At 53.3% G+C, this 24,313-nt stretch carries 22 protein-coding genes; 1 reads left to right on the top strand and 21 read right to left on the bottom strand.

Annotation, left to right across the window (positions count from 1 at the left end):
• Positions 1 to 25: 25 nt before the first annotated feature.
• The 16 genes from NUV89_RS09110 to NUV89_RS09035 all read right to left on the bottom strand — a co-directional run bounded on the left by NUV89_RS09110 (position 26) and on the right by NUV89_RS09035 (position 15,342).
• Positions 26 to 1,033, bottom strand: coding sequence for a hypothetical protein (locus tag NUV89_RS09110; protein ID WP_033896485.1), 1,008 nt, complete (start codon positions 1,031 to 1,033; stop codon positions 26 to 28).
• A gap of 164 nt (positions 1,034 to 1,197) precedes the next feature.
• Positions 1,198 to 1,776: a TerD family protein gene (locus NUV89_RS09105; protein WP_033896483.1), complete on the bottom strand. Its 579-nt coding sequence runs from the start codon at positions 1,774 to 1,776 to the stop codon at positions 1,198 to 1,200.
• Positions 1,777 to 1,859: 83 nt separating this feature from the next.
• Entirely contained in the window at positions 1,860 to 2,435 is a 576-nt protein-coding gene (locus NUV89_RS09100) for a TerD family protein (RefSeq protein WP_033896481.1), read from the bottom strand.
• A gap of 27 nt (positions 2,436 to 2,462) precedes the next feature.
• Positions 2,463 to 3,464, bottom strand: a complete 1,002-nt coding sequence (locus tag NUV89_RS09095) for a TerC/Alx family metal homeostasis membrane protein (RefSeq protein ID WP_047303561.1) — start codon at positions 3,462 to 3,464, stop codon at positions 2,463 to 2,465.
• A 44-nt stretch (positions 3,465 to 3,508) separates the two neighbouring features.
• A complete protein-coding gene (locus tag NUV89_RS09090; protein ID WP_033896478.1) occupies positions 3,509 to 3,958 on the bottom strand; it encodes a tellurite resistance TerB family protein in 450 nt (149 codons plus the stop codon).
• A gap of 45 nt (positions 3,959 to 4,003) precedes the next feature.
• Complete coding sequence (locus NUV89_RS09085) at positions 4,004 to 5,185, bottom strand: TerD family protein (RefSeq protein ID WP_033896477.1); 1,182 nt, start codon at positions 5,183 to 5,185, stop codon at positions 4,004 to 4,006.
• The gene (locus NUV89_RS09080) at positions 5,185 to 5,772 is read right to left on the bottom strand and encodes a TerD family protein (RefSeq protein ID WP_033896476.1); all 588 of its coding nucleotides are present in this window, start codon (positions 5,770 to 5,772) and stop codon (positions 5,185 to 5,187) included. Before NUV89_RS09080 ends, NUV89_RS09085 begins: the two co-directional genes overlap by 1 nt.
• A gap of 2 nt (positions 5,773 to 5,774) precedes the next feature.
• Positions 5,775 to 6,533: an HAD family hydrolase gene (locus tag NUV89_RS09075; RefSeq protein ID WP_033896475.1), complete on the bottom strand. Its 759-nt coding sequence runs from the start codon at positions 6,531 to 6,533 to the stop codon at positions 5,775 to 5,777.
• Positions 6,530 to 7,480: an HpcH/HpaI aldolase/citrate lyase family protein gene (locus NUV89_RS09070; protein WP_033896474.1), complete on the bottom strand. Its 951-nt coding sequence runs from the start codon at positions 7,478 to 7,480 to the stop codon at positions 6,530 to 6,532. The genes NUV89_RS09075 and NUV89_RS09070 overlap by 4 nt, the downstream gene beginning before the upstream one ends.
• On the bottom strand, positions 7,480 to 8,574 hold the full coding sequence (locus tag NUV89_RS09065; RefSeq protein WP_033896473.1) for a cysteine protease StiP domain-containing protein: 1,095 nt from the start codon (positions 8,572 to 8,574) through the stop codon (positions 7,480 to 7,482). Before NUV89_RS09065 ends, NUV89_RS09070 begins: the two co-directional genes overlap by 1 nt.
• Entirely contained in the window at positions 8,567 to 9,325 is a 759-nt protein-coding gene (locus NUV89_RS09060) for a hypothetical protein (RefSeq protein ID WP_033896472.1), read from the bottom strand. Before NUV89_RS09060 ends, NUV89_RS09065 begins: the two co-directional genes overlap by 8 nt.
• Complete coding sequence (locus tag NUV89_RS09055) at positions 9,315 to 10,442, bottom strand: phosphoribosyltransferase domain-containing protein (RefSeq protein WP_257781027.1); 1,128 nt, start codon at positions 10,440 to 10,442, stop codon at positions 9,315 to 9,317. Before NUV89_RS09055 ends, NUV89_RS09060 begins: the two co-directional genes overlap by 11 nt.
• 73 nt (positions 10,443 to 10,515) lie before the next feature.
• Positions 10,516 to 11,655: a trypsin-like peptidase domain-containing protein gene (locus tag NUV89_RS09050; protein WP_033896470.1), complete on the bottom strand. Its 1,140-nt coding sequence runs from the start codon at positions 11,653 to 11,655 to the stop codon at positions 10,516 to 10,518.
• Between the two features lie 78 nt (positions 11,656 to 11,733).
• Positions 11,734 to 12,732 carry an ATP-grasp domain-containing protein gene (locus NUV89_RS09045; RefSeq protein WP_257781026.1) on the bottom strand — a complete coding sequence of 333 codons (999 nt, stop codon included), beginning with the start codon at positions 12,730 to 12,732 and terminating at the stop codon, positions 11,734 to 11,736.
• 625 nt (positions 12,733 to 13,357) lie between these two features.
• Positions 13,358 to 14,752: a DEAD/DEAH box helicase gene (locus NUV89_RS09040; protein ID WP_057977876.1), complete on the bottom strand. Its 1,395-nt coding sequence runs from the start codon at positions 14,750 to 14,752 to the stop codon at positions 13,358 to 13,360.
• A complete protein-coding gene (locus NUV89_RS09035; RefSeq protein WP_033896466.1) occupies positions 14,749 to 15,342 on the bottom strand; it encodes a hypothetical protein in 594 nt (197 codons plus the stop codon). The genes NUV89_RS09040 and NUV89_RS09035 overlap by 4 nt, the downstream gene beginning before the upstream one ends.
• A gap of 101 nt (positions 15,343 to 15,443) precedes the next feature.
• On the opposite strand from NUV89_RS09035, the gene NUV89_RS09030 reads away from it, so the two are divergent.
• Positions 15,444 to 15,671, top strand: coding sequence for a helix-turn-helix domain-containing protein (locus NUV89_RS09030; RefSeq protein ID WP_033896465.1), 228 nt, complete (start codon positions 15,444 to 15,446; stop codon positions 15,669 to 15,671).
• A gap of 55 nt (positions 15,672 to 15,726) precedes the next feature.
• Here NUV89_RS09030 and NUV89_RS09025 read toward each other — a convergent pair whose 3' ends face one another.
• From NUV89_RS09025 to hrpB, 5 genes are read right to left on the bottom strand one after another with little or no spacing between them, the layout of a single operon-like run.
• Positions 15,727 to 16,155 (bottom strand): hypothetical protein, encoded by a 429-nt coding sequence (locus NUV89_RS09025; protein WP_033896464.1) that lies wholly within the window; start codon positions 16,153 to 16,155, stop codon positions 15,727 to 15,729.
• A 2-nt stretch (positions 16,156 to 16,157) separates the two neighbouring features.
• Positions 16,158 to 18,200, bottom strand: coding sequence for an integrase (locus NUV89_RS09020; protein ID WP_233081552.1), 2,043 nt, complete (start codon positions 18,198 to 18,200; stop codon positions 16,158 to 16,160).
• Complete coding sequence (locus NUV89_RS09015; protein ID WP_125919890.1) at positions 18,197 to 20,131, bottom strand: hypothetical protein; 1,935 nt, start codon at positions 20,129 to 20,131, stop codon at positions 18,197 to 18,199. The genes NUV89_RS09020 and NUV89_RS09015 overlap by 4 nt, the downstream gene beginning before the upstream one ends.
• The gene (locus tag NUV89_RS09010) at positions 20,124 to 21,599 is read right to left on the bottom strand and encodes a site-specific integrase (RefSeq protein ID WP_057977874.1); all 1,476 of its coding nucleotides are present in this window, start codon (positions 21,597 to 21,599) and stop codon (positions 20,124 to 20,126) included. Before NUV89_RS09010 ends, NUV89_RS09015 begins: the two co-directional genes overlap by 8 nt.
• Positions 21,600 to 21,648: 49 nt before the next feature.
• Positions 21,649 to 24,159 carry an ATP-dependent helicase HrpB gene (hrpB, locus tag NUV89_RS09005; protein ID WP_257781025.1) on the bottom strand — a complete coding sequence of 837 codons (2,511 nt, stop codon included), beginning with the start codon at positions 24,157 to 24,159 and terminating at the stop codon, positions 21,649 to 21,651.
• Between the last annotated feature and the right edge of the window lie 154 nt (positions 24,160 to 24,313).

The following is a 24,313-nucleotide window of genomic DNA, read 5'->3' as shown; positions in this document are numbered from 1 at the left end:
TAGGTGCCTGATGCCTGGCTCTTACTTACGACGTTGGGGCCTGAAGAAATGTCGTGCCGTCCCACTTGTAGTTTTCGGTGCTCTGAACACTCGGGCAGCAATCAGCATCATCCGGACCGACGGAGAGAACAGTCAGCCTGACGGTTTGGGGATCAACCACCTGGATGTCCTGGACACCATTGCCGACTACAGCTTTCCCACGGAACTCCCAGCCTGCCGAACCGCCAATGAACGCGGCAAGTGTTTGGAAGTAGCCATTACCGCCGCCTTGACCTTCGATCGTGTAAAGCACCACGGCATCCTTGATACCGTCGTTATTCAAGTCAGCAAAGATGATCTGACGACCGTCCTTGTATTCATCCCCACCATCCTGATCAATCTCACTCGAGATCATCCGATCTGCAGATGCAGCAAGGTCGGATGGCACTAATGCTTTTGCCTGAACTGCTGGCTCAACCGACTGGCTCGCTGGCTCCGCCGGCCGGGCAGTCGGGGTGACCTGAGTTTGACTCGGTGCTTGAGGTACCTTGCCCAACAAAATTGCCTCGGTCTCAGTCATTGGTTCGTCAGGCTTAGCAGATATTTTGCTCGCTTGAACACCAGCGCTGACTTTTTGAAGCACTGCAGCACGCAGTTCTTGCATGTCTGAAATGTCGAAGAGTTGGTTGCGGGTATTTCCGAACGGTTGGGCTTCACCCAGGAACCATCGCGCAAAAAAACCGGGACGTTTGTTTTCTTGTTGATCGACCAGGTGGTCAATTAGCTCGTTGGCGGTTTTTGAGAAGCGATCAAACCCGTCCTTGCCCACGACCTGCACGATCGTATCCTTTTCCCTGTCGATGTTACTGCGCGCGAGCTCGAGCATGACAATGTTCGTGTCGACCAGTTTGCTTTCGCACTCGTTCGTATAATTTCCAAGGCATGCCTGCCTATATTCTTGAACTGCATTGTTGGCCTTGAAGTCGTTGTAGGCTCCGCAGCCTGACATGGACACCAAAACACCTGCAGCTATAACCCCACGAAACATGCCCATCCAAATATCCTTTTGAAACCGAGAACCAGTGGACTGTCATGGCGATCGCCAGCAGTCGCTCCTAGTGAAGAAGTGGTAGATACCGCCCACAGGACCCACTCCGTGGTCTTTCTGTAGGCAAGAAAAAGCCCCCATTTCGCGGGGGCTTTCTCAAGCCTTGCGGCTTAGCCGATGTTCACGCCCATCGATTTAGCCAGCGGGGCTAGGCCGCCAGCAAAACCTTGGCCGATCGCCTTGAACTTGAACTCGTCGCCATTGCGGTACAGCTCGCCGAAGATCATCGCGGTTTCGGTCGAAGCGTCTTCGCTCAGGTCGTAGCGCGCCAGTTCTTTGCCGTCAGCCTTGTTCACTACACGGATGTAAGCGTTAGCAACCTGGCCGAAGCTCTGCTTGCGTGCTTCAGCGTCGTGAATGGTCACAGCGAATACCAGTTTCTTCACAGCGGCAGCCAGACCGGTCAACTTGACGTTGGCTTGCTCGTCATCACCAGCGCCTTCACCGGACTGGTTGTCGCCCAGGTGTTCAACCGAACCGTCTGCCGATTTTTTGTTGTTATAGAAGATAAAGCTGGCGTCGTCGAGGACTTGGCCGCTTTCACCCAGGATGAAGATCGACGCGTCGAGGTCGAATTTCGAACCGTCGGTAACTCGTGCGTCCCAACCCAGACCTACAGTGACTTCGGTCAGGCCTGGGGCCTCTTTAGACAAACTTACGTTCCCGCCTTTCTGCAAAGATACGGCCATTTTCGATTCCTTTAAGTGAGGTAAACAAGGCCTTGAAATCAAGACCAAGCAAACAAAAAATAATTAAATTAACGACTTAGGCGTTAAAAATTCATGCCGTAGTTATTGGCCAGAGCTTTCAGGCCGCCGGCATAACCCTGGCCAACAGCGCGGAATTTCCACTCGCCGCCGTTGCGGTACAACTCAGCAAACACCATCGCAGTTTCAGTCGACGCGTCTTCTGCCAGGTCGTAACGAACGACTTCCGCATTGGTCGTATCGTTAACGATGCGAATGAAGGAGCCGCCGACCTGACCGAAGCTTTGCTTGCGTACTTCTGCATCGTGGATGGTAACGATGAAGACCACTTTGTCCACGTCGGCCGGGATGCGGCTCAGGTCTACCTTGATTACTTCGTCGTCGCCGTCGCCCGCACCGGTGCGGTTGTCGCCAGTGTGCTCAACCGAACCGTCAACGCTTTTCAGCTGGTTGTAGAAAATGAAGTCGGCTTCGCCGCGTACTTTGCCATTTGCTGCCAGCAATAGCGCACTGGCGTCCAGGTCGAACTCAGCACCATCAGTAGCACGCGGGTCCCAGCCCAGGCCTACCAAGATTTTGGTCAGGCTCGGGTCGGTTTTGGTCAACGAAAGATTGCCACCTTTCTGTAGGGTCAACGCCATGGGTATTACTCCTTGTGGTATGGGCTGTTACTCAGCGGTTTCAGGTTGAGCTTCTTCCTTGCCTGGGAAGACAAGGCTTGCAACCACACCAATCGCCAGTACAACCATAACGATCAGCAGGCTGGTGTTTGCATCGATTGTGTAGCCATGGTGGAACATGTGGTCGGTTGCGTTCAGGCCGAGTTTAATGGCGATGAAGAACAGCAGCGCGACTACAGATTTTTCTAGGTGGACCAGGTAGCGTTTCAGCGCTTCGAGCACGAAGTACATGGTACGCAGACCCAGGATCGCAAACAGCATGGCAGAGTAGACGATCAGGGGCTCACGGCTAACCGCGATCACCGCCGGCACAGAGTCGAACGCGAACAACACGTCAGACACTTCGGCCACTACAAGGCAAAGGAACAACGGGGTCGCAAAAATCGTTCCTTTTGCTGCCAGTGTCATGCCTTTGTTCTCAGGCTTCTGGAGTTCCACCTCCAGCTGCTTACGGCTGACGAAGAAATTATGGCCATGGAGTTTCGGCCACACAGGGAACAACTTCTGGGCGAAGCGGTAAGCCATATGCTTGGAGTAGTCCTCTTCCTCTTCATCATCACCGCCGGCGCGCAGCATCATAACTGCGGTCCAAGCCACGATCACTGCGAAGACGATTTCGACCCACGGACCGAAAGCCAACAGGCCGGTACCAATGGCAACGAAGATGCCGCGGAACACAATGGCGCCGATAATGCCCCAATACAGGACTCGGTGACGCATGCCATCTGGCACTTTGAACCATGCGAAAATCGCCATGAACACGAACAGGTTGTCGACGCTCAGAACTTTTTCAAGGGCGTAGCCAGTTACAAACAGGCTGGCGACTTCAGGGCCGTGCTGTACGTATAAGAAGCCGGCGAACACTAACGAGATAGCGATCCAGAAGATCGACCAAATCGAAGCCTTAGCCAGGGAAATTGGCTTGTCACCGCGGTGAGTAACCATGTCGAGGAGAAGCGCGCCGAGCGCGATCCCGACGAATACCGCCATGGTCAGCGGAGGGAAACCGATTTGAGTGTCCAAAGTAACGCTCCTTAGAGTTCAAAATCAGCTGGGTTAAGGCCCAGCTCAAGGCAGACCAAACGGCAGGCCGCTTTTTCTTGGGCGTCAAAGTCGCCGTCCGACGCACCGATGGCACAGCCCACGCGCACCAGGAGTCGGGACGCGCCGGCATCGTTCTTGATCTTGCCGATGACCTTCAGTGCTTCGGCTTGGCCGAGTTGAAAGTCGAACTCGAACTTTTCACAGTGTGCGTTGAACGCCTTGATCACATCGCCCATGTCGAAAACTTTCAACTCAGGCGAGTTTTGGATGAAGCCGGTCATCTTCTGTTTTTCCTCAGAAGAGATACCGCCGGATGCAGCTGAGATGAGAGCGCAATTGGCGGTCATCGCATCTAGAAATTTCTGATTCTTGAACTTCGAAACTTCGGTAGTTAGTGCTTCACGCGCTGCTGCTGCGTTTTGCTTAAGCCATGCAAACATGTTGTGTTCCCCCAAGGGCGGGGTCGTATGACCCCGCCATGATTTCTATTTGGACCCTGCAGTCCACCTCATGCCCCAGCCATAAGCCTGGTCCATGAGTTTGTGGCCTCGGTGGAAGTCCACCCGCCGAGAGACCTTAACGGCACCGTTCACGTTTTCAAGCATCGCTATGGCACACATTGGTTCACGGCCACCCTCTTCATTGAGACGCACCTCAATGTCAGGCTGACCAGGAATGTAAATAGTCACCACTCCATCGGTTTCTTTCCAAGAAGGCGAGCCCTCATAGATGAAGGCGAACACTAAAATGCGGCGAATTTCACTCCATTGTTTGCCATTGATATGCAACCACTCGCCACCGGAAACAGAGCCAGTACGGTCATCGCCCATCAGCTGTATGTATGGTTCCCGATTGAGACTGCCGAAGGACTCCCCGAGGGCTTGAACAACGCCCTTCTCGCCGTCTTGCAGCTCGTACAGGCAACCAACGTCCAGGTCGACGGATTGGCTTCGCTTGAAGAAGCCGCCCGAGCTGCCTTTGTTCCAGTTCAAGTTCACCTTGATTTCGCCGAAACCGGCTGCCGTCTTTTCAAGACTGATAGACGATCGTGTTTTATCGAGGGTGACCTTGCTCAGACTAATCGTAGATTTAGGTGCAGCGGCCGGAGCAGGCGGCGGCGTTTGTACCACTGGAGCAGGTGCAGGTGCAGGGGCCGGCGCTGGTGCGGCGACCTCTACACCAAAGTGCTTGGCCAACGGCTCAAGGCCGCCATTGAAGCCCTGGGCCACACAGCGGAATTTCCAGTCACCATTTCGGCGATAAAATTCGCCGAGGATGAGTGCTGTTTCCTTCATGCCACCGGTTGGGATTTGAGCTTCAATTCCACCCGTCACCACAACCGAAAGTTGTGACACGCGCTCAAAGCTCGCCTTGTTCTCGTAGATCGTGGCAGTGAGCGCCACTTTCTCAACTGCAGACTCAAGACGACTCGTATCGAGTGAAAATACTGCGCGCCCAGCCGAGGATTCGGTCAGCTGAACAGCGCCACCCAGAATTTGAGGCTGGCCATAGAAACACATGTCGCCATCGCCTCGGACTTTGGCCGAGGCGCCCAGTGCGAAGGCCGATACGTCAATGTCGGCCCCCGGGATAGGCGAGTAATTGATATCAACGCGAAGCTGGCCGCTGGCAACCGGCGCATTACCACCAGGTACGAGATTAGCCATTAGCGCAACGCCTGAACGGCCAGAGTGATCAGGTCGTCAGCAGTACGACCATTCGTGGTGGTGCCGATCGCCTTGAATTCCCAGTCGCCATTTTCGCGAGCCAGGCTCGCCATGACGATGCCGGTGTGCCCACCTTTTTCAGAAAGGTTGAAGCGTGCCAGCTCGGTGTTGTTGCTGCCATTCACGATACGGCAGTAGGCCTTTTCGACCTTCTCAAAAGACTGGCCCGTGAATGAATTAACGGTAAAAATCAAGTACTTAACGGAGGCGGGCAGGCGCTGCAGGTCGACATTAATGGTCTCGTCATCGCCTTCGCCATCGCCGGTACGATTGTCACCGGAGTGCTTGATCGAACCGTCCTGGGACTTCAGTTGGCGGAACCACACCAGGTCGATTTTTTGGTAATCGCTGTTCAGCAAAATGCAGGAAGCGTCGAGGTCGATCTCGGAACCACCACCAAACATCTTGCCGAGGAAACCGCCCGCCTTGACTGGGTCCCAACCCAGACCAAGGCTGATGCTGGTCAGCGAACTGCCGGCCGTTTTAGCTAGGGAGATGGATTGCTGTTTTTGCAGGGTAAGTGCCATGGTTACGCTCCTTGTTGGTCATCAGTGTTCGCGTGTCGATCAGGGTTGACCGCCACTTGCAGGTTAGCGTGCGCGACATTGCTCACACCCAAATTCCCGCTTCTATCTGCCCGCAGGCGAAGACGGCGCCATGCGGGGTGAAAGTGTCGCCAGTGTGCTTCTTGCGCCGCGGCCAACAACTCAAAATCACCGCGGGTGTCACCCCATGCTTTAAGCCGGTACTGGCCGAGCGGCCCATACACAGCCCCAAGTCTGAGTACTTTGTTCTCGCATCTGCAGTTGTTGCCAGTCATGCGCCCGGTCAACAGACCGTCTACCGCCTCAAGCTCGGTGCCGATCAACTTGATGCCAAGTCGATCCGCAAACGGCTGGAGCACCAACGCTGGGGACGCGGAGCAGAGAGTAACTACTGCACCTGCCTCTACTTCGGCGGCGACAGATTTTAAACCTGAAGGGCGCATGAGCTGTTCCCAAAACAACCCGCAGAATTTCACGGCCTGCTCCTGCACCCATTTCATTTCTACGCCTGTAAGAAACGTGCTGATCAGCTGTGCTTTCAACTCATCACGATTCAAACGCCGAGCCAGGAATCGAACGCTTGGCAGCGCAAGCCGCAAAATGCGTCGATTGAATTCCCGGGGTCCGAAGGCAAACTTCAGGAATGGGATGAAGCTATCGTGCCGGGTCAGCGTGCCGTCGAAGTCAAAAACCGACAGCACCTGACGCCTTTGCCCGCCAGCATCGTCAAATCCCATTGTCATCGCGCGGCCTCGGCCAAACGGATAGGCGCCTCAATAGGTCCTACATCCGGTTGCCGAACTCCGTGCCACTCTGCTCTTTCAAGGATGTTGACCGCCCATTTGTAATGGGTCGCAGGCTCGCACATGGCATCGTTGTGCTTGAACACTGCCGGAGCAACTTCACTGACAATCATCCTGGCGCAGTTGAGGTCTTCGAGGCTTACGCGCAACGCGTCCTGGATCGTGTTGATCTGAGATGGATGAATCGCCGTCTTCCCTACCAAGCCATGGGCGATGTCGAGTTCCAGCTCCTCCATCAGCAAATGCGGTGTCGCGAGTTGTTCGAACACCGGTGCCGTCAGTGCGAAACCTTGAGACCCCATGACGCCTGCCAACATTGGGATCACGTAGCCCATTGGGGTGCTGTAGAGCGTTGTTGCGGGATTGCGACGAAGTCCAAGACTTCCCATCAGGTCGTTCCCGCCGATACGTAGGGCGATAATTCGCTGATTCAGGTTCGCCTTCAGCGCCTGGCCCAACTCGACCATTCCACCTGGGTTGAACACGTCTGTAGTTTCCAGCGTCGGCATGAGGTACAGCGCCGGGTTTGTAACGGCCTGTTCCCAATCTCCAAGGTTGCGCAGGGTCAATTTCGGCACAACGAACCCATCGACGTGGGCCATTATTGGCCATTCATTCAGCACGGCAGCCATCACCGAGTCTCGGGGGCGAACAAACAGCAGCGGACCATCAGACGGACGCCCACCGCGCTCGTTGATCGCGGTCAACAGGCCATGCAGATTTTTCAACGCCGTGTCGACGTCAATTTCCGCGACCGCATCCTCCAAGCAAACAACCAGAGAACGCAGTTCAGGCAGTTTTGTGCGGAAAACCACTTCCAGCAGATCCGCACGTGTGGCCGGCATGTAGAGCGTTGCCCCCAGGGCATAAGGAGAAAGGACTTTCATCAGCTCACACTCCGAATGATGGTAACCGCCCGGTAAGGGCCCAATGCAGCACCGACCGCTTCCACAGCCACCCCAGCGCCCTCAGTCAGGTGCATGAGCAACTGAACATCGCTGTCGCTACGGCTGCGAACCAAGACGTGATCCGGTACGCGACGCAGTACCGCGCGGGTTGCTTCGGCAATACCTGGCTTTACTCGGTTGAGATTGGTAATGCCGAACTGAGAGGCCAGCGACTTGACTACGTGCGCAGCTGCACCCTGCAATTCAAAACGCTGGGTGTCGGTCCATGGCGAGGCTTGAGGAACCGCCCCCAGCGCCTTTCGCTTCTCGTCGATCTGCTCGATGAACTCGCGGGTTAAATCGTGCTCACGCAGATGGTCGTAAACCACACAACCATGCAGGCCTCCATTCGCGGGCCAGATGGAGCGCGAAACCAGACCAGACACCGTCGCACCAAGGATGCCGGAGGGGATAACCCAGTCTTCAGCCGACGCGGACAACCACGCCCGGCCGCAGGGATCTGCCAGCACAACAAGCCGAGGTTCCTCAGGAAAGCGTGAGTCGCCATTGAGGCTGCGCTGAATCTCACCAGAGATAGCGCCCTTCCCTGTCCAGCCATCGACGAAGACGATGTTCTCGGCACCATGTGCCTGAATGATGGCTTCGAGGGCGACCTTATCTATCCCCCGATCCCGAACGATGCTGATTCCGTAGTGGTGCGCATCTCGACCCATGTCGAGCAGGGCCCGACGCAACAACACGCCGAGCGGCAGGCCAGCACGAACGAAAGACACGAGCACAATTGACGGACCCGTGCATGCCTCGCTCAGCGCCAGCGCCAGGGACTGAACGTCCATGGCCATGCGGGTACCGTTTTGTTCAAGTGCGCGCTCGTATAGGGCTTTATGCACGTCAGTCGGCGCACTCTCCAGGCTGATCATTTCGGAGTAGTGCTTCTGCTTCGACTGAATCAGACGCTCCTTCTCCAAGACATCAGTGGTTTCCATCTGAACGGCCTGCAGCAGAAACTGAACATCATCTGCTGCATAGCTGCCGCTCCCTACGGTAACCAGACCCGCAACGGCCTTAGTCATGGATTTTCACCCCAACCAGCTTGGCCAATTGGCTACGCGCAGGGGTCGCCCACATATGACACTCCTGCATGAAACCGAGGTCAGTGATGCTGTCCCCAAAGCCCAGCACAGGACGCTCACCATTGGCCTCACGATCACGGCGCAACAATTCTTGAACGGCCACTTCCTTCGACAGGCCCAGCGGTAAGAACGCGAGGTTGTTGGAATTTCCGTGGATGTGCATCCCTTCCAGTAAACCGCGAGCCTGTACTTCCGCGAGTACCGTTTGTAGGACTTCATCGTTGGATTCGTTGTGCTTGGTCACCACGTAGTGGCGCAGGCCTTCTTCCTCGACAACCCATCCGCGCAAGGAAATGCCAAGCTCCTTACCAATGGCGAGGGTTGCTTCACTGAGGCCTGGCAAGCGAGCCTGATAGTCAGCAAGAACATCGCTCATGCGTGCTTGCCATTCCTCGTCAAGCTTTCCATCAGGACCAAGGATCACGCCGCCATGGGAGCAGACGGCACCGTGCATGAAAGGCAGTTGCACACGACTGAATGCTTCAACGCTGCGCGCTGTAACTGGGATCACGTCGGTTGTGGATAGGAGCCAATGGGCAAGGGAATGTTGGACAGTGCTCATGTAGCCATTGGGTTGACCCTCGATATCGAGAGTCGCAGTGACCCGCGGCAAACCTTCTGGCATTTTGCGAGCAGTCTGGAACAGGGTGTCGTCGAGATCGACCAGGGCGAGGGGGCGCTTATTGACCATCGACAATCACCTCCGCGTTCAGGGATTCAATCAGCGAGGCGGACACAGCCTGCACAGGTGTTTCCGAGCAAATCAGGACGCGATCAAATTGTCCGGGGCTCACGTTGTAGAGGAAGTTGGGGATACCGAGACCGTAGTTGTCCGCGAAAGACAATACGTGACCGATGGCATGGCCCAGAGCGATTGGCGAGCGACTGGTTGAACTGAAATGCACATCTGCGCCAGCACGCTCTAAGCGTTCAGCGAGCAGAAATGGACGCCAGACGAATTCACTGGTACCGACCACAAGTACGCGCTCACCTGCTTTGACGTTCAGGTCCAGAGCCAGGGTGTCTTCTACGACGCGAATACCATGACGCCCCCAGTCACTCTCCGCCGTCAACGGCCACTCACCAGGCTCGATGGTACCAACGGCCGGCATTTCCGGTAGCGGCGCCTCAGCGTCCTCGTGGAAGGTGTACGAACCCTGCAACAGCGATACCTGATGTGCTGAGTCCCCAATGGTTTTGCGAACAGCATCGCCGGACCAATCCGTCAGTACGCACGTCACCACGCGCTCGACCTGGGTCAGGCCGGCATCGACCAGCGCACGGTGAAGATTGATGAAAGTTTTGCCGGTGGAGGCTTCGTCGTCGACCAGCACCAGCGAACGGGCATTCAACATCATTTCCCGAACATCGGGATCGACAGGCAGATGAATGAGATGAGCGCTGGCGTGGCTATGCTCTTCTTCAAAACGGGCGAACAATTCATTGCCCGTCGGGTGACGTGTGCTGACCATGTAGACGTTGTCAGGGCGGGTCGCGCTGAAGGCACGATGTACGCCGGCACCCAAGCCAACTGCTGTTTCCGCCATGCCGATAACGAGCACAGGCCCTGGCAGATCTTCAGGTATTTGCGCCGCGAGACTGTGAAAGCTCGCGTTCATGATCGAAGGACGCACAGGGATATGGCGGCCCAGTACTTTGGACACGAATAGAAACGCACGCTTGGGATTACGGCGCTCGGCGAAACCGAACAATGAGCCCGGGTCGATCTGTGAGGCATCGACGGTGACATCGAGACGCCCGCGCATCAGTTGTACGCTTAGCGCTTTTGTTACTGCGTTACTTTCCATGAAACAAATTCCTAGGTTAGCGTGAGGTCGATAACCTAACGTCTCGTCCGCAGCTTTCAAGTCAAAACAGGGGCTAAAAATTCTTGGCTTCGACGCGCCACATAGATGCTTGGGCCGAGCGAGCTAATTCAGCAGTTGTGAACGTCTTGCTGTTGGATGTTTGAGGTGCATCGACGCGGCACGCATCCAGAAAGGAGAGGAGCAACGACGCCTTAACCGCAAAATTCATATTTTGAGCATCAGGCATTGTCGACGTGACCAAACCGACTACGGCACCTGATGAATCAAACAAGGGAGATCCGCTAGAGCCTGGTTGAATGGCCGCGGTAAATTGCAAAAGGCTTGAATCGTTGTGGAGGCCAAACAACGCCGACACACCCCCCTGGGTAACGTGCACACCGCCGCCGGCAAAACCTGACAACGGGAAACCCAAAGCAACAACAGATTCGCCTAGGTCACAGCCAAAGCCCTTTTTGAAGGACACTGGTTTCAATGTGGGGGATTCCATGACTCTGAGGAGAGCGATGTCGTTACGCTGATCGATTACGACTGGCTCCGCACGATAACGACCCTCAAAGGAGGAAATAGATATCTCACTCATACCCTCGATTACGTGGGCACAGGTGAGCACATGGTTCTGCGAAACAGCGAAGCCGGTACCGGTTGCTCCCGTGCGCGATCGATCAGGATCACCTGTACGACTGCGCCCTTTGGGATGAGCGTCATTGATATCGATGCCAATCCGACGCCCAAGGGCTGCCAACCCATAAGCCGAACCCTCAGCTAGGGCACGAAACTTCCATTGCTGATTACGGATGTAGAACTCGCCGATGATGATCGCCGCTTCACCGTTATCGTGAAGGTCCAATCGGTATTCGATCTGTTCGTCCACAAGCAAATGCAACGAACGAAGCTCGCTTACCGGACCGGCTGCGGAAAATGTGTACGCGATAAGAAGCACCCGATCGCTGCCGGGCGGGAGGGATGACAGGTTCAACTTACAACCAACCTTCGCTTGGTCGCCGCCCCACTCCATCCATGACTGTGTAGTCTGGAATAGTGCAGCCTCACCAGTGGGTTGGCGTTTGTCATTTACCGGCAGTATGGCAATCGCCGCGTACTCCCCGAAAGCCGAGGAGTTTCCGCATTCCAGAGTCCATTCACTCCGTGCACCTGATACCGCGGTGTTTACGCCTGGCGCGAGCACCATCATTCCTTGATTACTCCTTGAGTGCTAAAACCACCGCGCTGCAATGGTACCAAACTTCAGGTTTCTCGATGCCTCAGGATGTCATTTTGGCACTACAGCTGCAACGGTGACCCCTTTCACACGTACGTCTGGCCGCCAAACGGTAGCTGGCTCAGGGAGATTCAGGCGGCGAGTAGCAAATATGCCCGCCAAATTGACGCCAGCCTCCCGGGTATAACCAACGCCACCAGAGTAGCGCGGGTTGATTTCCAACAAGTGGGGTATACCCTGCGCATCATCCTTTGTCTGAACGTTCACAATGCCGTCACACTGGAAATGCTCGACCGCTTTGAGTGCAAGCTCAACCGCTGCACCATCGTTTTCAAAAATCTGATGGACGCCGGTCTTCCTCCGGGCCACGAACGCGATCGCTCGGCCAGCCTCGCAGACCATATCGACCGAACACTCGCTCCCGGGCATGTAAGGCATCACAAGCATCGCTGGCGGCGTTGCTCTTTCGCTGTAAGCACGCATGTATGTAGCGAAATTCGCAACCCGTGCATCGGGATCAGCAAAGCAGCGAAAGGGATCAGCACCCTCTTTGAAACGCCAAAAGCCTTGGCCATAGATGCCGACTGCAGGTTTTACGCAGACCTCACCCGACGCCGAAAGAGTTTCGTAAGCAGCAAACATATCCTCAGCATTCGTAGCAGTGATCGCCGGCACGCAAGCCAAGCCAGCACGCTCTGCCTCAGCAGTAAACCTGCTCTTGTCATCAACGAGGTCGAAGGTTCGCATCGATGTCCCACCGGTTACCAGCACCAGGCCAGCTTCCTCGAATCGAGCCCGGGCCTGCTCAAATACACCCCCCAATCGACCTGCCAGGATTACTTTGATGCCATAGGTGCGTGCAGTCGAAATCACCCACGAGATCCGCTCTTCAGCACCACGAGGCTCGGTGAAACTAATATCTGCACCGGCCGTGATTTCAGGGCGATCGTCGCGATGCGAGGCGAAAATCTTCACCTCAGGTGGAAGCGCATCACGCGCACCTTGAATAATGTCGCGCTGGCTAGACTGCCCTTCGAGAAACCAAATCATGTTTTAACCTCACTTGTAGATGTGCACTGACAGTCAAACCCGATGACGGGGACTGACAGCATCCGATAAGTTCAACCGGAACATAACGAGTCCGGCCGTAGCGTCAAGGCAATGCAGCGCGTTGTTCCAGGAGAGCGTCATCACGAGACAAGCTCCCATCCACAATTTCGGTTTTCAGGTTTTAAACTGGACCGCTTGCATGCGGTTCCTGCGCTCGTAAAATAATTCGGGACGGTGGTGGTGAGGCAAAACTAGGCGAGGTCAGCCCGAGAAAAACAAACAGCATCGTCATTTTCGAGTCGAGTCCAGTTAAGAATGGGCACCGATCGCAACATTTTTCTAACAATTTTGCAGCGACATCAAGTAAATCGTCCACAGACATTCTATTTCAGCGTATGAAGCTGCAGGGCAACTGAAGCTCACCCCGTACCGTCCTCAAGTTTTGAACCAGTATCGACCCCGGGATAATCTATACCACCACCTGGAGTCCGGCGACTAAAGGGTCACAACTACGCGATTGGGCAAAATTCCGCGTATCCACATTCCATGAAACGAGGACACCCGTGAAGGCCCATTTCCGCATAAGCCAAAACCCGCTCGCGCGCACCAGATGAGTGGCCAGGTATTAACAAACTCGAAGTAACTGCGTGCGGTAGTGTTGCGAAAAACTAAGCTCGTATGCAGGTCCAATCACGAAGTCTTTAAGAGACGCTGAAGAGCTATGACCAGCTTGATCTGGATGCATAAGGCCGAACCCGATCTCCAGATCGCTCCTCGACTCAGCATCGCCACTTCCAAACTCGTAGCTGACGGAGTCACTCGGCGCCCCCCGTACCAAGCTGAGCACAGCATGGGAATCTGGCAAGTCATCAGCTACCCGCTCAGAAAACTGCTGAAGCGTTGGTTCCGCCAGGACGTAAAGCCATGCTTCGTTGTCAGTCGTAGTTGAACGACGCAGGATCCGTCCTAGAACTTGTCGGTAGTATAATTCGGTCCTGATCCGACTCAGGTGACAGCACACCTGTAACCTAGGGATATCCGTCCCTTCACTGATCATCCCAACAGCGACTATCCAAGGACAACTGCTGTAGCGAAAGTCGTTGATTACCTGCTGAGCATTGGGAGTCTTGTTGGTTACGACTTGGCACATCTCACCTTGGTGCCGGAGCATAGCCGCGATCTGATGGGCATGTTCAATGTTCGTTGCTACCACTAGGCCGCCGGCGTCAGGCTTCACCTCGCGAATCGAATTAAGCTTGTTACACCCCAAGAGCAGTAGCTGCTTGAGAATATCCTCATGACATAAAAGATCTTCGTAGGACACAGGAGAGTCGGCCAAAAGCCTGGCTATGTTTGGGAAAATCGTGACCGTATTCTCGCTTGCAACGGCCTCAGAAAACCTAACCATTTGATTGTCAAGAATGACTATCCGAGGCGATCGACAAACTTGGTCCGCGATTGCCTCTGGCAATCCATATCGATAATCGCAGATAAGATTTGCCTCAGGCGTGGAATAGCGTGCCAAGGCGATTGCCTTTTGATCAGATCGCCAAGGAGTACCCGAAAGTGCAAGCGTGCATGCTGCGCGATCTTGAACTCTCTGAATGATCTGTTGGCCCCAAGCATTGCTTAACAGCGCATCGTGGCCTGCACAGTGATGTATCTCATCAAATACGGCGAATATACGATGGTCATCGAAGAGCCTCCAAAACGCCTCATCCCGATACTCCATACCTTGATAGGTACACACAGCACCCACAGCGCCGATTAACCCATCAAGCCGTCTCCCGAGCACTTCGGCAAACGTCCGACGGAAGCCATCTACCACTTGTCGAGATGGAGCGAAACAAAGGATCAAATCAATTTCCTTGCGCTCGAGCAGCACCTTGGCTAGCTCTGCTGCCATTCGCGTTTTTCCCGAACCTGGTGTTGCTTGGCAGAAGAAGTGAGGGTTACCGCGATAGTGCTCAAGCGCGGTTTCTATACATTCCCTTTGCCACTCTCGAAGAGATTTTGTCATGCCGCGGCAATTGCCTTGAGCGAGTTTTCAAGCGCACGAAGATGCCCCAGCAACCGAGAGCTGCGGTCTCGAACCTCATGGTATTCGCCTTGAAGCCGGGCTCTTAAAACAGGGATCTCCTCAAAGAGCTGTTTGTAACGCTCCGTTTCCCCCATTGAGGACAGGAGGTCTAGGCGAGTCTCTTTTAGCATTTCTTGAAGACGGCCTTGGTCGTCCGATTCATTTTGTGCTGATCGTGTTGGGAGCTCGACCAACGGACCTTCAACGCTTTCAGAGTGAAAAGGGGATGAGTTGTCAGGTCTTTGAAATCGGGAAGCAACCAGCACAAGGTTTATATGGGCCGGCATTTCCAACAGATGGAAGAGCTGTCCACGCTTACTGAGTTTCGGCGACTTCACAACCCAGCCGGCACGAATCAGTCGACGGATTTGCTCATAAACGTAAATCCGAACTGCGCCCAGCTCATAGCCAGGGAAGTCTAGAGTCGCTGCATAGGCATCTCGAAGCTGGCGAGTCGTGAACCGCTGATGTATTTCTTGGCAAAGCAAGTCGTACAACTGCCTGTCGAATTCGAATGAATCATGTTTCATGCAGGCACCCAGAGTTCCGCGAACAAAAATACGGATTATAGTCCGTGGCTGATTCGTCCGCAAACGCCCGATAGTGCTGCCTCAAGCAGGTTGAGGCAGCTATGGGGAAATTGGCGAAGGCCTTGGGAACGAAGATACGGGAAGCAAGGAAGGCTAAGGGCTTGTCCCAAGACGTCCTAGCTCTCGTCTGCAAGGTTGATCGTAGCTATATGGGGCGCATCGAACGTGGAGAGGTAAACATAACGGTCGAGAAGCTTTATCAGATTGCTTTGAGCCTAGGGTGTGAACCAGGGTCACTTCTGCCGACAGCCAAAGATGCTAGCGATTGATAAGGTCAGGAATTGCCCCCTAGCAACCTCATTGAGGTAGAGACAAACCTTGACTTTAAGGATGCAACCTAACCTGAAAAGGCTTGATTTGGCGCTCCGCCAACTCTAACTCCCTTACGCGTTCCCATAGCTGTAGATTTTGTGTGAGGACCCGGTCGCGCTGCGCACGAACAGTTGCTAGTTCAGTCGCCAAGGCATCAAGCTTATCTTCCAAACTGTCAATTTTTTTAGTGTTTGAATGACTGCCCCCCCGATTTGCCTCTGCACGAAAAGCCTCAATCCTGGCTAATATGGGCAAATGTGCATTACGAGATTTCTTGAGGTAGCCACGATCAAATCCGGCTTCGAAACTTACAATGCTCGCGGTGATTTTCGAACGAGATAATCCTACATGCTCCGCCACAACTGGCCTGCCTTCGAGAAGGCGCTGCAACGCCTCTTCACACTCAAGCAAACCACGACCAACTACTTTATTAGAACGCATAGCTACACATCCTTATCAATAAAGCGCGCCTTAAAGCTCAGCAGTCGTTCAAGATCCCCATTGACTACTTGATATTCTCCCGAACCATAAGAATATAGCGTTAACTCTTCAGTCATAGCCTCAATGGCATGGCCAACTTTTTCAGGCTGTATTATTGCGCCTTCACATATCAAACATTCTGTGAAATCACCAAGCAAAAAATAATCACATCGACCAACCTTAGAACAACCACCTAAAAAAGTTGGCCGATAGCTAATCTCGCAATTCTTCACACGATTCAAAGTGTCTGCCCTAACATCCTCAATGCATACTTCACCATTCTTCAAACGAGCTTTCTGCTTCTCAATATAAGACCCCGTGCCTCCGAACAATGGTGCTTCCCTGAACAGCACATCGGACAGCAGTTGATTCGCAACAGCCATCGGCATCCCCATCTGAAACTCCAACGCAACATGCGAGTTGGGCAAGACAAAGCCATTACTTTTCGGATCGTAGTATCCAAAAATAGTCTTTAGATTTTGAAACCCATTACTGTAATAGCGAGCCATTTCGAGAGTCACTTGTTTGTATTGCGACTTCAAACTGGGCAACGAAATAAATCCACTATTGCTACCATAGAAAGCTAATGAACGGCGAAACTGGTGACCTGTCAGCGGCCAAGAACGACCTACCGCAAACTCTGGTTCACTGTAAAAGTCACGCTTCGTATCAGTTTGCGCCAACTCCTGTATGTCAGAAAGCTCAATCCTGATACCTTCTATTAGAGGAATTTTATTATAAAAATTCCCTAACTTCCCCACACCAACATCGGTATTGCGTTTTCGAAGGACTGCGGGATTTAGAAATAATGGACAGTCATTATCCACATCAATCTTATAGATACTTGCTAGACCTCGACAAATTGCCTGCGCAATTTTTACAGCCTTGACAACTTCGCTCGGCGCGAACCACGATTCTGATTTTTTGTACCCTGTAAATTTTGTGGTCGTCGACAGAACTGAGACTGATCTCGCCAAGTCGCGAGTCATTCCATTATCATCAACGACCTCCTTTAAATAGATCTCATCAGACAAACAATCATACTGCATGCGCAGCACCTCTTGCTCTCTCATGCCTGTGTATAAGTGAATTACGTTTTTTACAATGTACTGCATTTTCAATAGCGCAGGGCTCAACCCTCTTTTATGAGAACAAGAAAAAACTCCAGAAAAAACCTCATTCAGACAATGAGCCTGAAGCACCTCAGTCATAATTGGTCTGTAATTAGCCTTTCCGCCAGGCAACAGACTTTTCTGAACATCATGAGCGAGCCCATAGAATTCATCGCAAAACTTAGATACAAAGCACTCCAGGCTTTCTACGCCTCGGTGAATCTGATCAAGCATATCTTGGAGAACGTTTATTAGCTCCAAATAGATCCTAGTTGGAATAACCGGATGTTGATTAGGCTCATGTCGACGCAATTCAATATCACGCGAACTAATAACGCGATAACCCAATCGATCATCACCAACAGAAATTAAATTGGCAAGCAAAGCTGATAGCATTTGCGGAAAATGTGGCTGCGCCCTCTCAGCAATAAACGCTGCCAAATAGACCGGGGTACTGAAAAGTTGTTGCAAGGACAACACACCAACTAAAGGCTTTTGGATTTGCTCATAACAAAACAACACCGCGCTCCGCAAAACCACCCAGCGCTGCTCTAATGTCTTTGCACTCAACCGCCCCAGACGACCACCTCCTGCGAAATATGCAAGACAATAGATAATGTATTTCACCTCATCGATCAATGCTTTGTTTTCGGGACCAATCGCCTTGAAAATCTTATCAAATCTAAATTTCGTGACCCTCGTCGCTCCAAGTCGATATGGATTAAAGTCCCATATCCACTCTTTATATATTGCCGTTGGCGTACCATGTTTATTTCGACACAGAACAAACTTAGATGAGGGTTTAAAGTTTATATCCAGCATTGCAGCATCAGGAGCAACGGCACCCAAATCACCCATGGCGGCATATAAACCACTTACCGCAGAGGCACTCAAAATACAACCCCCATTGCTTCATAGCGTTGCAGGCGTCGCTCCCAAAACGGCGTTAGCGCCCCAAGATTAAATACTTTATTCCTCATGGCAGATACTAACTGCGAAACAGACTCCGAGCGATTTGCAATTGCCTCTAAGATAAACTCGACCCGAATGGATAAGTCCTTATAGAGTACTTCTGCGTGACCACTATCCTGAGCAGTATTGCGTACAGCGTTAACCACATAATGGAGACTTAATAACTTGTGAATATCATCTTCGTCGGCGTGACAGAAATAATGAGTGCAATACAAACAACCGTACTGATTACGACAATTCGGCTGAATCACCGGTGCTTCGGTATCGCTGACGGGAACTGGAAACCTGAACGAGTCACAATGACCAACGGCAATTGAGTCAAGTTTATCTGACGCTGTAACACTTCGCTCACGTACCATTTGAGCAGCTTTACGCACTGAATCCCAGTAAGTACCAAACTCACTTTCCTGCTGTTCAACAGTGGCTTCTGAGTACGACGAAATATTTACCCCACTGGAATGATTTAACGCCCGCGCAACTGTTTCCAGGGAGTACTTAGCCGCGTGATGAGCGGAACTTTTATGCTTACGCGCCTTGTTATAGGTTATTTTTGGATATTTGCCATCTACAAAAACGCCCGAAATCGATGAGTAAAACCTAGTTGCCGCAGCCCCGGCATCAAGATCAGAAAATGATAGACAAACAGCGCCTTTAGAAATCTTTATCTTGAAAAACAATCTATCAACATATTCTCCATTGAGAATCCAATCACGCAACTTAAAATACTCTCGAAGCAGTGTTAACCCTTTTTTTCGCCCTAAGACATATCCGGTCATCTTTCCTCTAGCACGAAATTTTACAGCCGTTAATTCTTTCTTCAATACTGACTTATCAATCCCCAGAGCATCCTCATAACTAAACTGTTCCAGCTCAGTAGGTGATGCACCTGTCATCAACATAAAAAGAGAAATATATGCTTTTACAGCAAAGGCGGCCATTTGCAACCGGACATAATTACGAGATTCAGAATTAGAAAATTCTACGCTAGCCTGCGCATCTGCTATAGCACGCTCTGCTTCACAAAGCCTAATTGTCTGACCTCTTCCAGCATACTTGGACATGTATTCTTCGACTGTTGCAACACGTCTTTCTGCCACATTATAACAATCATACCCCTGTCGAAAAGGACTATTCATTCCACCATTAGAAGGAAACTTAACAACTTCATAATTTCTTATCCGGACTACGCATGGAAATGGCTCTTGCTCAAGAATAAAATTACTGTAATCACGCGCAATGGCAATACATACGTCCGTAAAAAAGTGTACATCGGATTCTCTAGGCGGCTTTATTGCTTTTCTTTGCCTAGCAATTGGCACGGCACTACGAACTACATAATCCACTACCGATGAAAACTGGAGTCCAATTATGAACTGTAAGGTCTTCTGACATTTAGCGGCATGCTGAGGAGCAAAATCCCCTTTTCTAATTGAATCATTAAGATAAGATGTGTAGTCAGCGTATGCTCTAGATGCACAACTCACATCAGTAAAAACCTCCACATAACCATTGGCATTTAACCAATTCACGACAATGTGCAACACTCTAAACTGGGTTACTATCGAATTATCGCGCAAACCTATTAGAGAATCGAGGAGCTTCACCACTAGCTCGCGCCTACTTTCCACAAGAGATGACTCGACAACCGATATAGTACCGGCATTGTCAAACTCCCTCGATCTAGCTTCGCCTCGCGTTGCATATGCGATACTCCCAATATCGATAGGCGACTTATACCCCTTTGCATTGGCAAGCTTTAGACGCAAGCGCTCCGGAAACACATGCTCCTGACTGATTTCATCTACCGTGATGACTTTTGTTTCACGAAATGACCAATCAACATGACTATTCATCTTGAGCACTCAGTATAAAACTTGAATAATTACCTGAAAATAGACTAGCCTCAAACTTTTCCTGCGCGACAGTTTTCTGAGGAAGCATCTTGAACAGTTGAAGGTAATGCTCTGTCATCTCTCGTGTGGCGTGGTGCATTCGCTCCATTATAAAATCAATATCATCTCCTGGACGCATAAGCCCCACAACAATAAGGGCCTGCAATCTTTGATAGAGCTGAAACCCAAAAGTCGCACGCAACCAGTGATACGAAAAGTCCTGAGGGTACTTATCAGATGTCTTTTGCAATATTTTTCGCTTTATTGTGTCTGTGACTTGGCCAGTGGGTCTAGATTTGACAATAGGGTAGCGCGGATCATCTTTTGCCATGTAATAACACCCTCCCTGATCAGATAAAAAAACGTACATATCCTCGTCTTTTATCTGTATATTTGGGTAATATAAAGACAGAGCGGCTCTAAACTTAACTCGCCGCTGCCTCATCATCGGACTATCTCCAAGCACCCGTAACTCCTTAGCAAGTTGCTTTGGCACGTGCAAACGTTGGCTACGGTCTTTCTTGGTATCCATCCCTGTGCCTGGACCGGCATGTAACAGATAGGTGCCATCTGCCTGCAGCCTTTCTGAAATGAACCCTTTTAGATGCTTTAACCGCATCGTAAGCACGGTCTGCTTACGGGCGCCAGTCATCAAAGCCGTCAACAGTATAAGACGTTCTAGTGCTGACCACTCCTCACCTTCAATAACCTTCAAAAACTCAGCCAGCTCAACATTAGACAAAGGACGAAGATCTTCGTTGTCCTCTCGCACATACCCTATTGATACCAGCCTTCCTGGAACCGTTGATTTAGTTTGACTACGCTTTTCAGCCGTAATCACCCTAGCGGCCCCGTAAGCATTTTTAATTAAAAATTTTACCTCCTTGACTGTATCTACTCGCTGCAAGTCAATGTCATGCCAATTGGCACAAACAAATCTATAGAAATCAAATACCACGCCTGTGTATTGATTTACGACTGCCGAACTACGCCCACTATGATTTATCAAATGAGCAAAATACTTATATGTAGGTCTCAACACAGGGCGACGCCCCGAAAAGTCGAGCCAGTTAAGTCCTTCGCTTTCACAGTAGATCAAGTAGTCTAATAATTTGCTGGCTCGACGGCGCAGATCATCGGTAGGCCTATTGCTTAACGTTTTATTTTCAATCAAGGATAAAAGGTATGAATTGGCTTCATGCCAAGGCTCACCTTCCTTATGAAACAGAAACGGGAGATTGTAGATATCTCCCGAGGTAAACGAAGAACCGATTTCCTCAACCTGGTAGAGCTGTTTGGTTTCAGCCCCTTCAAGTACCGATTTAATTGAGTCAACGGGCTGGATACCGACATGCAGGGTCGCGAAGGCGCTCTGCGCGTGAGGGATGAGAACGAGGCGACCTTCGTAACGCCGATTTGAGTAGGACATGACTCACCCTCAAAGGACTGAGTCAACCCTAGATGTTAAGCGCTAAAAATCAAGGCTTCTTGTCAATGTCTTTCTTGTTAAGCGATTCGACCCAAGGGTCTAACTTATGGAATAGCTTCGGATACCGCCCCTTCAGATCCTTCTTCACCTCGGCGTAGGTACTGCGCCAGAAGTTCGCCAGATCCTGGGTCACCTGCACCGGCCTGCGCGCCGGGGACAGCAGGTGCAACTTGACCACCTGGCGCCCGCCGGCAATGCGTGGCGTGTCCGCCAGGCCGAACAATTCCTGCAGGCGCACCGCGAGAATTGGCGGCTGTTCGCTGTAGTCCAGGCGCACCGACGAGCCCGACGGCACTTTCACATGCTGCGGCGCCAGTTCGTCGAGGCGCTGGGGCAGCGGCCAGGGCAACAGGTTGTGCAGGAAGCTGGAAATGTCCAGGTTGGCGAAATGGCTCAGGCGCGAGACTTTGCCCAGGTAGGGCATCAACCAGTGTTCGAGGCTGGCGAGCAAGGCGCTGTCACTGATGTCGGGCCATTCGCTGGTTTTGCCGGCGTCGAGATGGCGCAGCAGCATGACGCGGGCTTGCCATTGGCGCAGCTCGGGCGTCCACGGCAACAATTCCAGGCCTTTGCGCCGCACTAAATTGACCAGCGCCTGGCTGCGGGCGGCTTCGTCGAGGCCGGTGAGGGGTTCGCGGCTCAGCACCAGCTCGCCGACCTTGCGCTGGCGTTCGGCGCGCAGCACGCCTTCGCGCTCGTCCCAGTCGAGTTGATCGACGTTGCGCACCTGCTCGGCAAGCACCGTGTCGAACAGCGCCGGATCAAAGTCCGCCGCGAGGTAGATGCGTTCCTCACGCTGGCCATGGCGGCTGCCGAGGTCGGCAATCACCAGCCACGCTTGTTTCATCAGGCTGTCGGTTTCGGCGAACAGCGCCGCGCGACCATTGGCCAGGCGATATTCGGCGCCACCGGGGCGACGTTGCTGGGCGACGCGGTCCGGGTAGGCCAGCGCCAGCAAGGCGCCGAGCCAGCGCGGGTGATCGGGGTCGGCCACCGGTTGCGTGGCCTTGCCTCTTAAATAGCCACGGTATTGCCGTGCCAATTGCTTGGCCCGCTGCACGCCGCCTTGGCTGCCACGGGCGCGTTCTTCGCCGGACAGCAGCGCCAGGCGGCTGTGCAAATCCGCGCCGCCACCGCGCAGGATATCGCGCTCACCCAACAACGCTGCGACGTCACACGCGGTGGTCGCCAGCCCCAGATCCTGCCCGCGCAACAGTAGATGGGCGATGCGCGGATGGGCCGGCAGCTCGGCCATTTTCTGGCCGTGGGCGGTGAGTTTGTCGTCATGCAAGGCGCCCAGCCGCACCAGCAAATCCTGGGCCTGGGCATACGCGGCGGTGGGCGGCACATCCAGCCACACCAGTTGCGTGGGCGTGACGCCCCAGCGCGCCAGTTGCAAGGCCAGGCCGGCCAAGTCGGCGGCGAGGATTTCCGCACTACCGTAGGCGGCGAGGCCTTCATGTTGGTCTTCGGACCACAACCGGTAACACACCCCCGGCTCCAAGCGCCCGGCGCGGCCGGCACGCTGGGTCGCACTGGCGCGGGAGATACGCTGGGTGTCGAGGCGGGTCATGCCGCTGCCGGGGTCGAAGCGCGGCACCCGCGCCAGACCGGCGTCGATCACTACGCGCACGCCGTTGATGGTCAGGCTGGTCTCGGCGATGTTGGTGGCCAGTACCACTTTGCGTTTGCCGGCGGGCGCCGGGTCGATGGCCGCGCGCTGGGCGTTGAGGTCGAGCTCGCCATGCAGCGGGCATAACAGCACATCGGTGCGTTCACCGAGGGCGTCAGCCAGTTGCTGGTTGACCCGACGAATCTCCGCCTGACCGGGTAGGAACACCAACACGCTGCCCGTCTCGTCGTGCAGGGCTTCAAGGATGGTCTGCACCAGGCGCGGCTCGATAAATTCGCCGGCCTGGTACGGCCGCCCCCAGCGCATCTGCACCGGGAACATGCGCCCTTCACTGCGCAGGATCGGCGCGTTGTCGAGCAAGCCGGACAGGCGTTCGCCTTCCAGGGTGGCGGACATCAGCAGGATTTTCAGCGGCTGCTCATCACGAAACAGGTCGCGGCCGTTGAGGCTCAGGGCCAGTGCGAGGTCGGCGTCGAGGCTGCGCTCGTGGAACTCGTCGAAGATCAGCAAACCCACGCCGTCCAGCGCCGGGTCGTCCTGCAAGCGGCGGGTGAGGATGCCTTCGGTGACCACTTCGATGCGCGTGTTGGGGCCGACCTTGCTGTCGAGACGGATGCGATAGCCGACGGTTTCACCGACCTTTTCCCCCAATTCACTGGCCAACCGTTCGGCGGCGGCGCGGGCGGCGAGGCGGCGGGGTTCGAGCATCAGGATGGTTTGCCCGGCCAGCCACGGCTCATTCAATAACGCCAACGGCACGCGGGTGGTTTTACCGGCGCCGGGCGGTGCTTCCAGCACGGCTTCATGGCGATTCGCCAAGGCGTCACGCAGGGCGGGTAAAACATCATCGATCGGCAACGAATTCATACTGGCTCCAAAGCAGAGCGGCGAGTATAACGGCGAACTGCCGAGTGCCGGTGCTGGTCTCAGAAACACCGCCCACTTCGATTGTGAATGCAATCAAAGGTGGGAGCTGGCTTGTGTGGGAGCGGGCTTGCTCGCGAAGACGGAGTGTCAGTCA

This window comes from Pseudomonas sp. 18.1.10 (genome assembly GCF_024655625.1).
Taxonomy (GTDB): domain Bacteria; phylum Pseudomonadota; class Gammaproteobacteria; order Pseudomonadales; family Pseudomonadaceae; genus Aquipseudomonas.
This window is presented reverse-complemented; position numbering and strand designations above follow the sequence as displayed.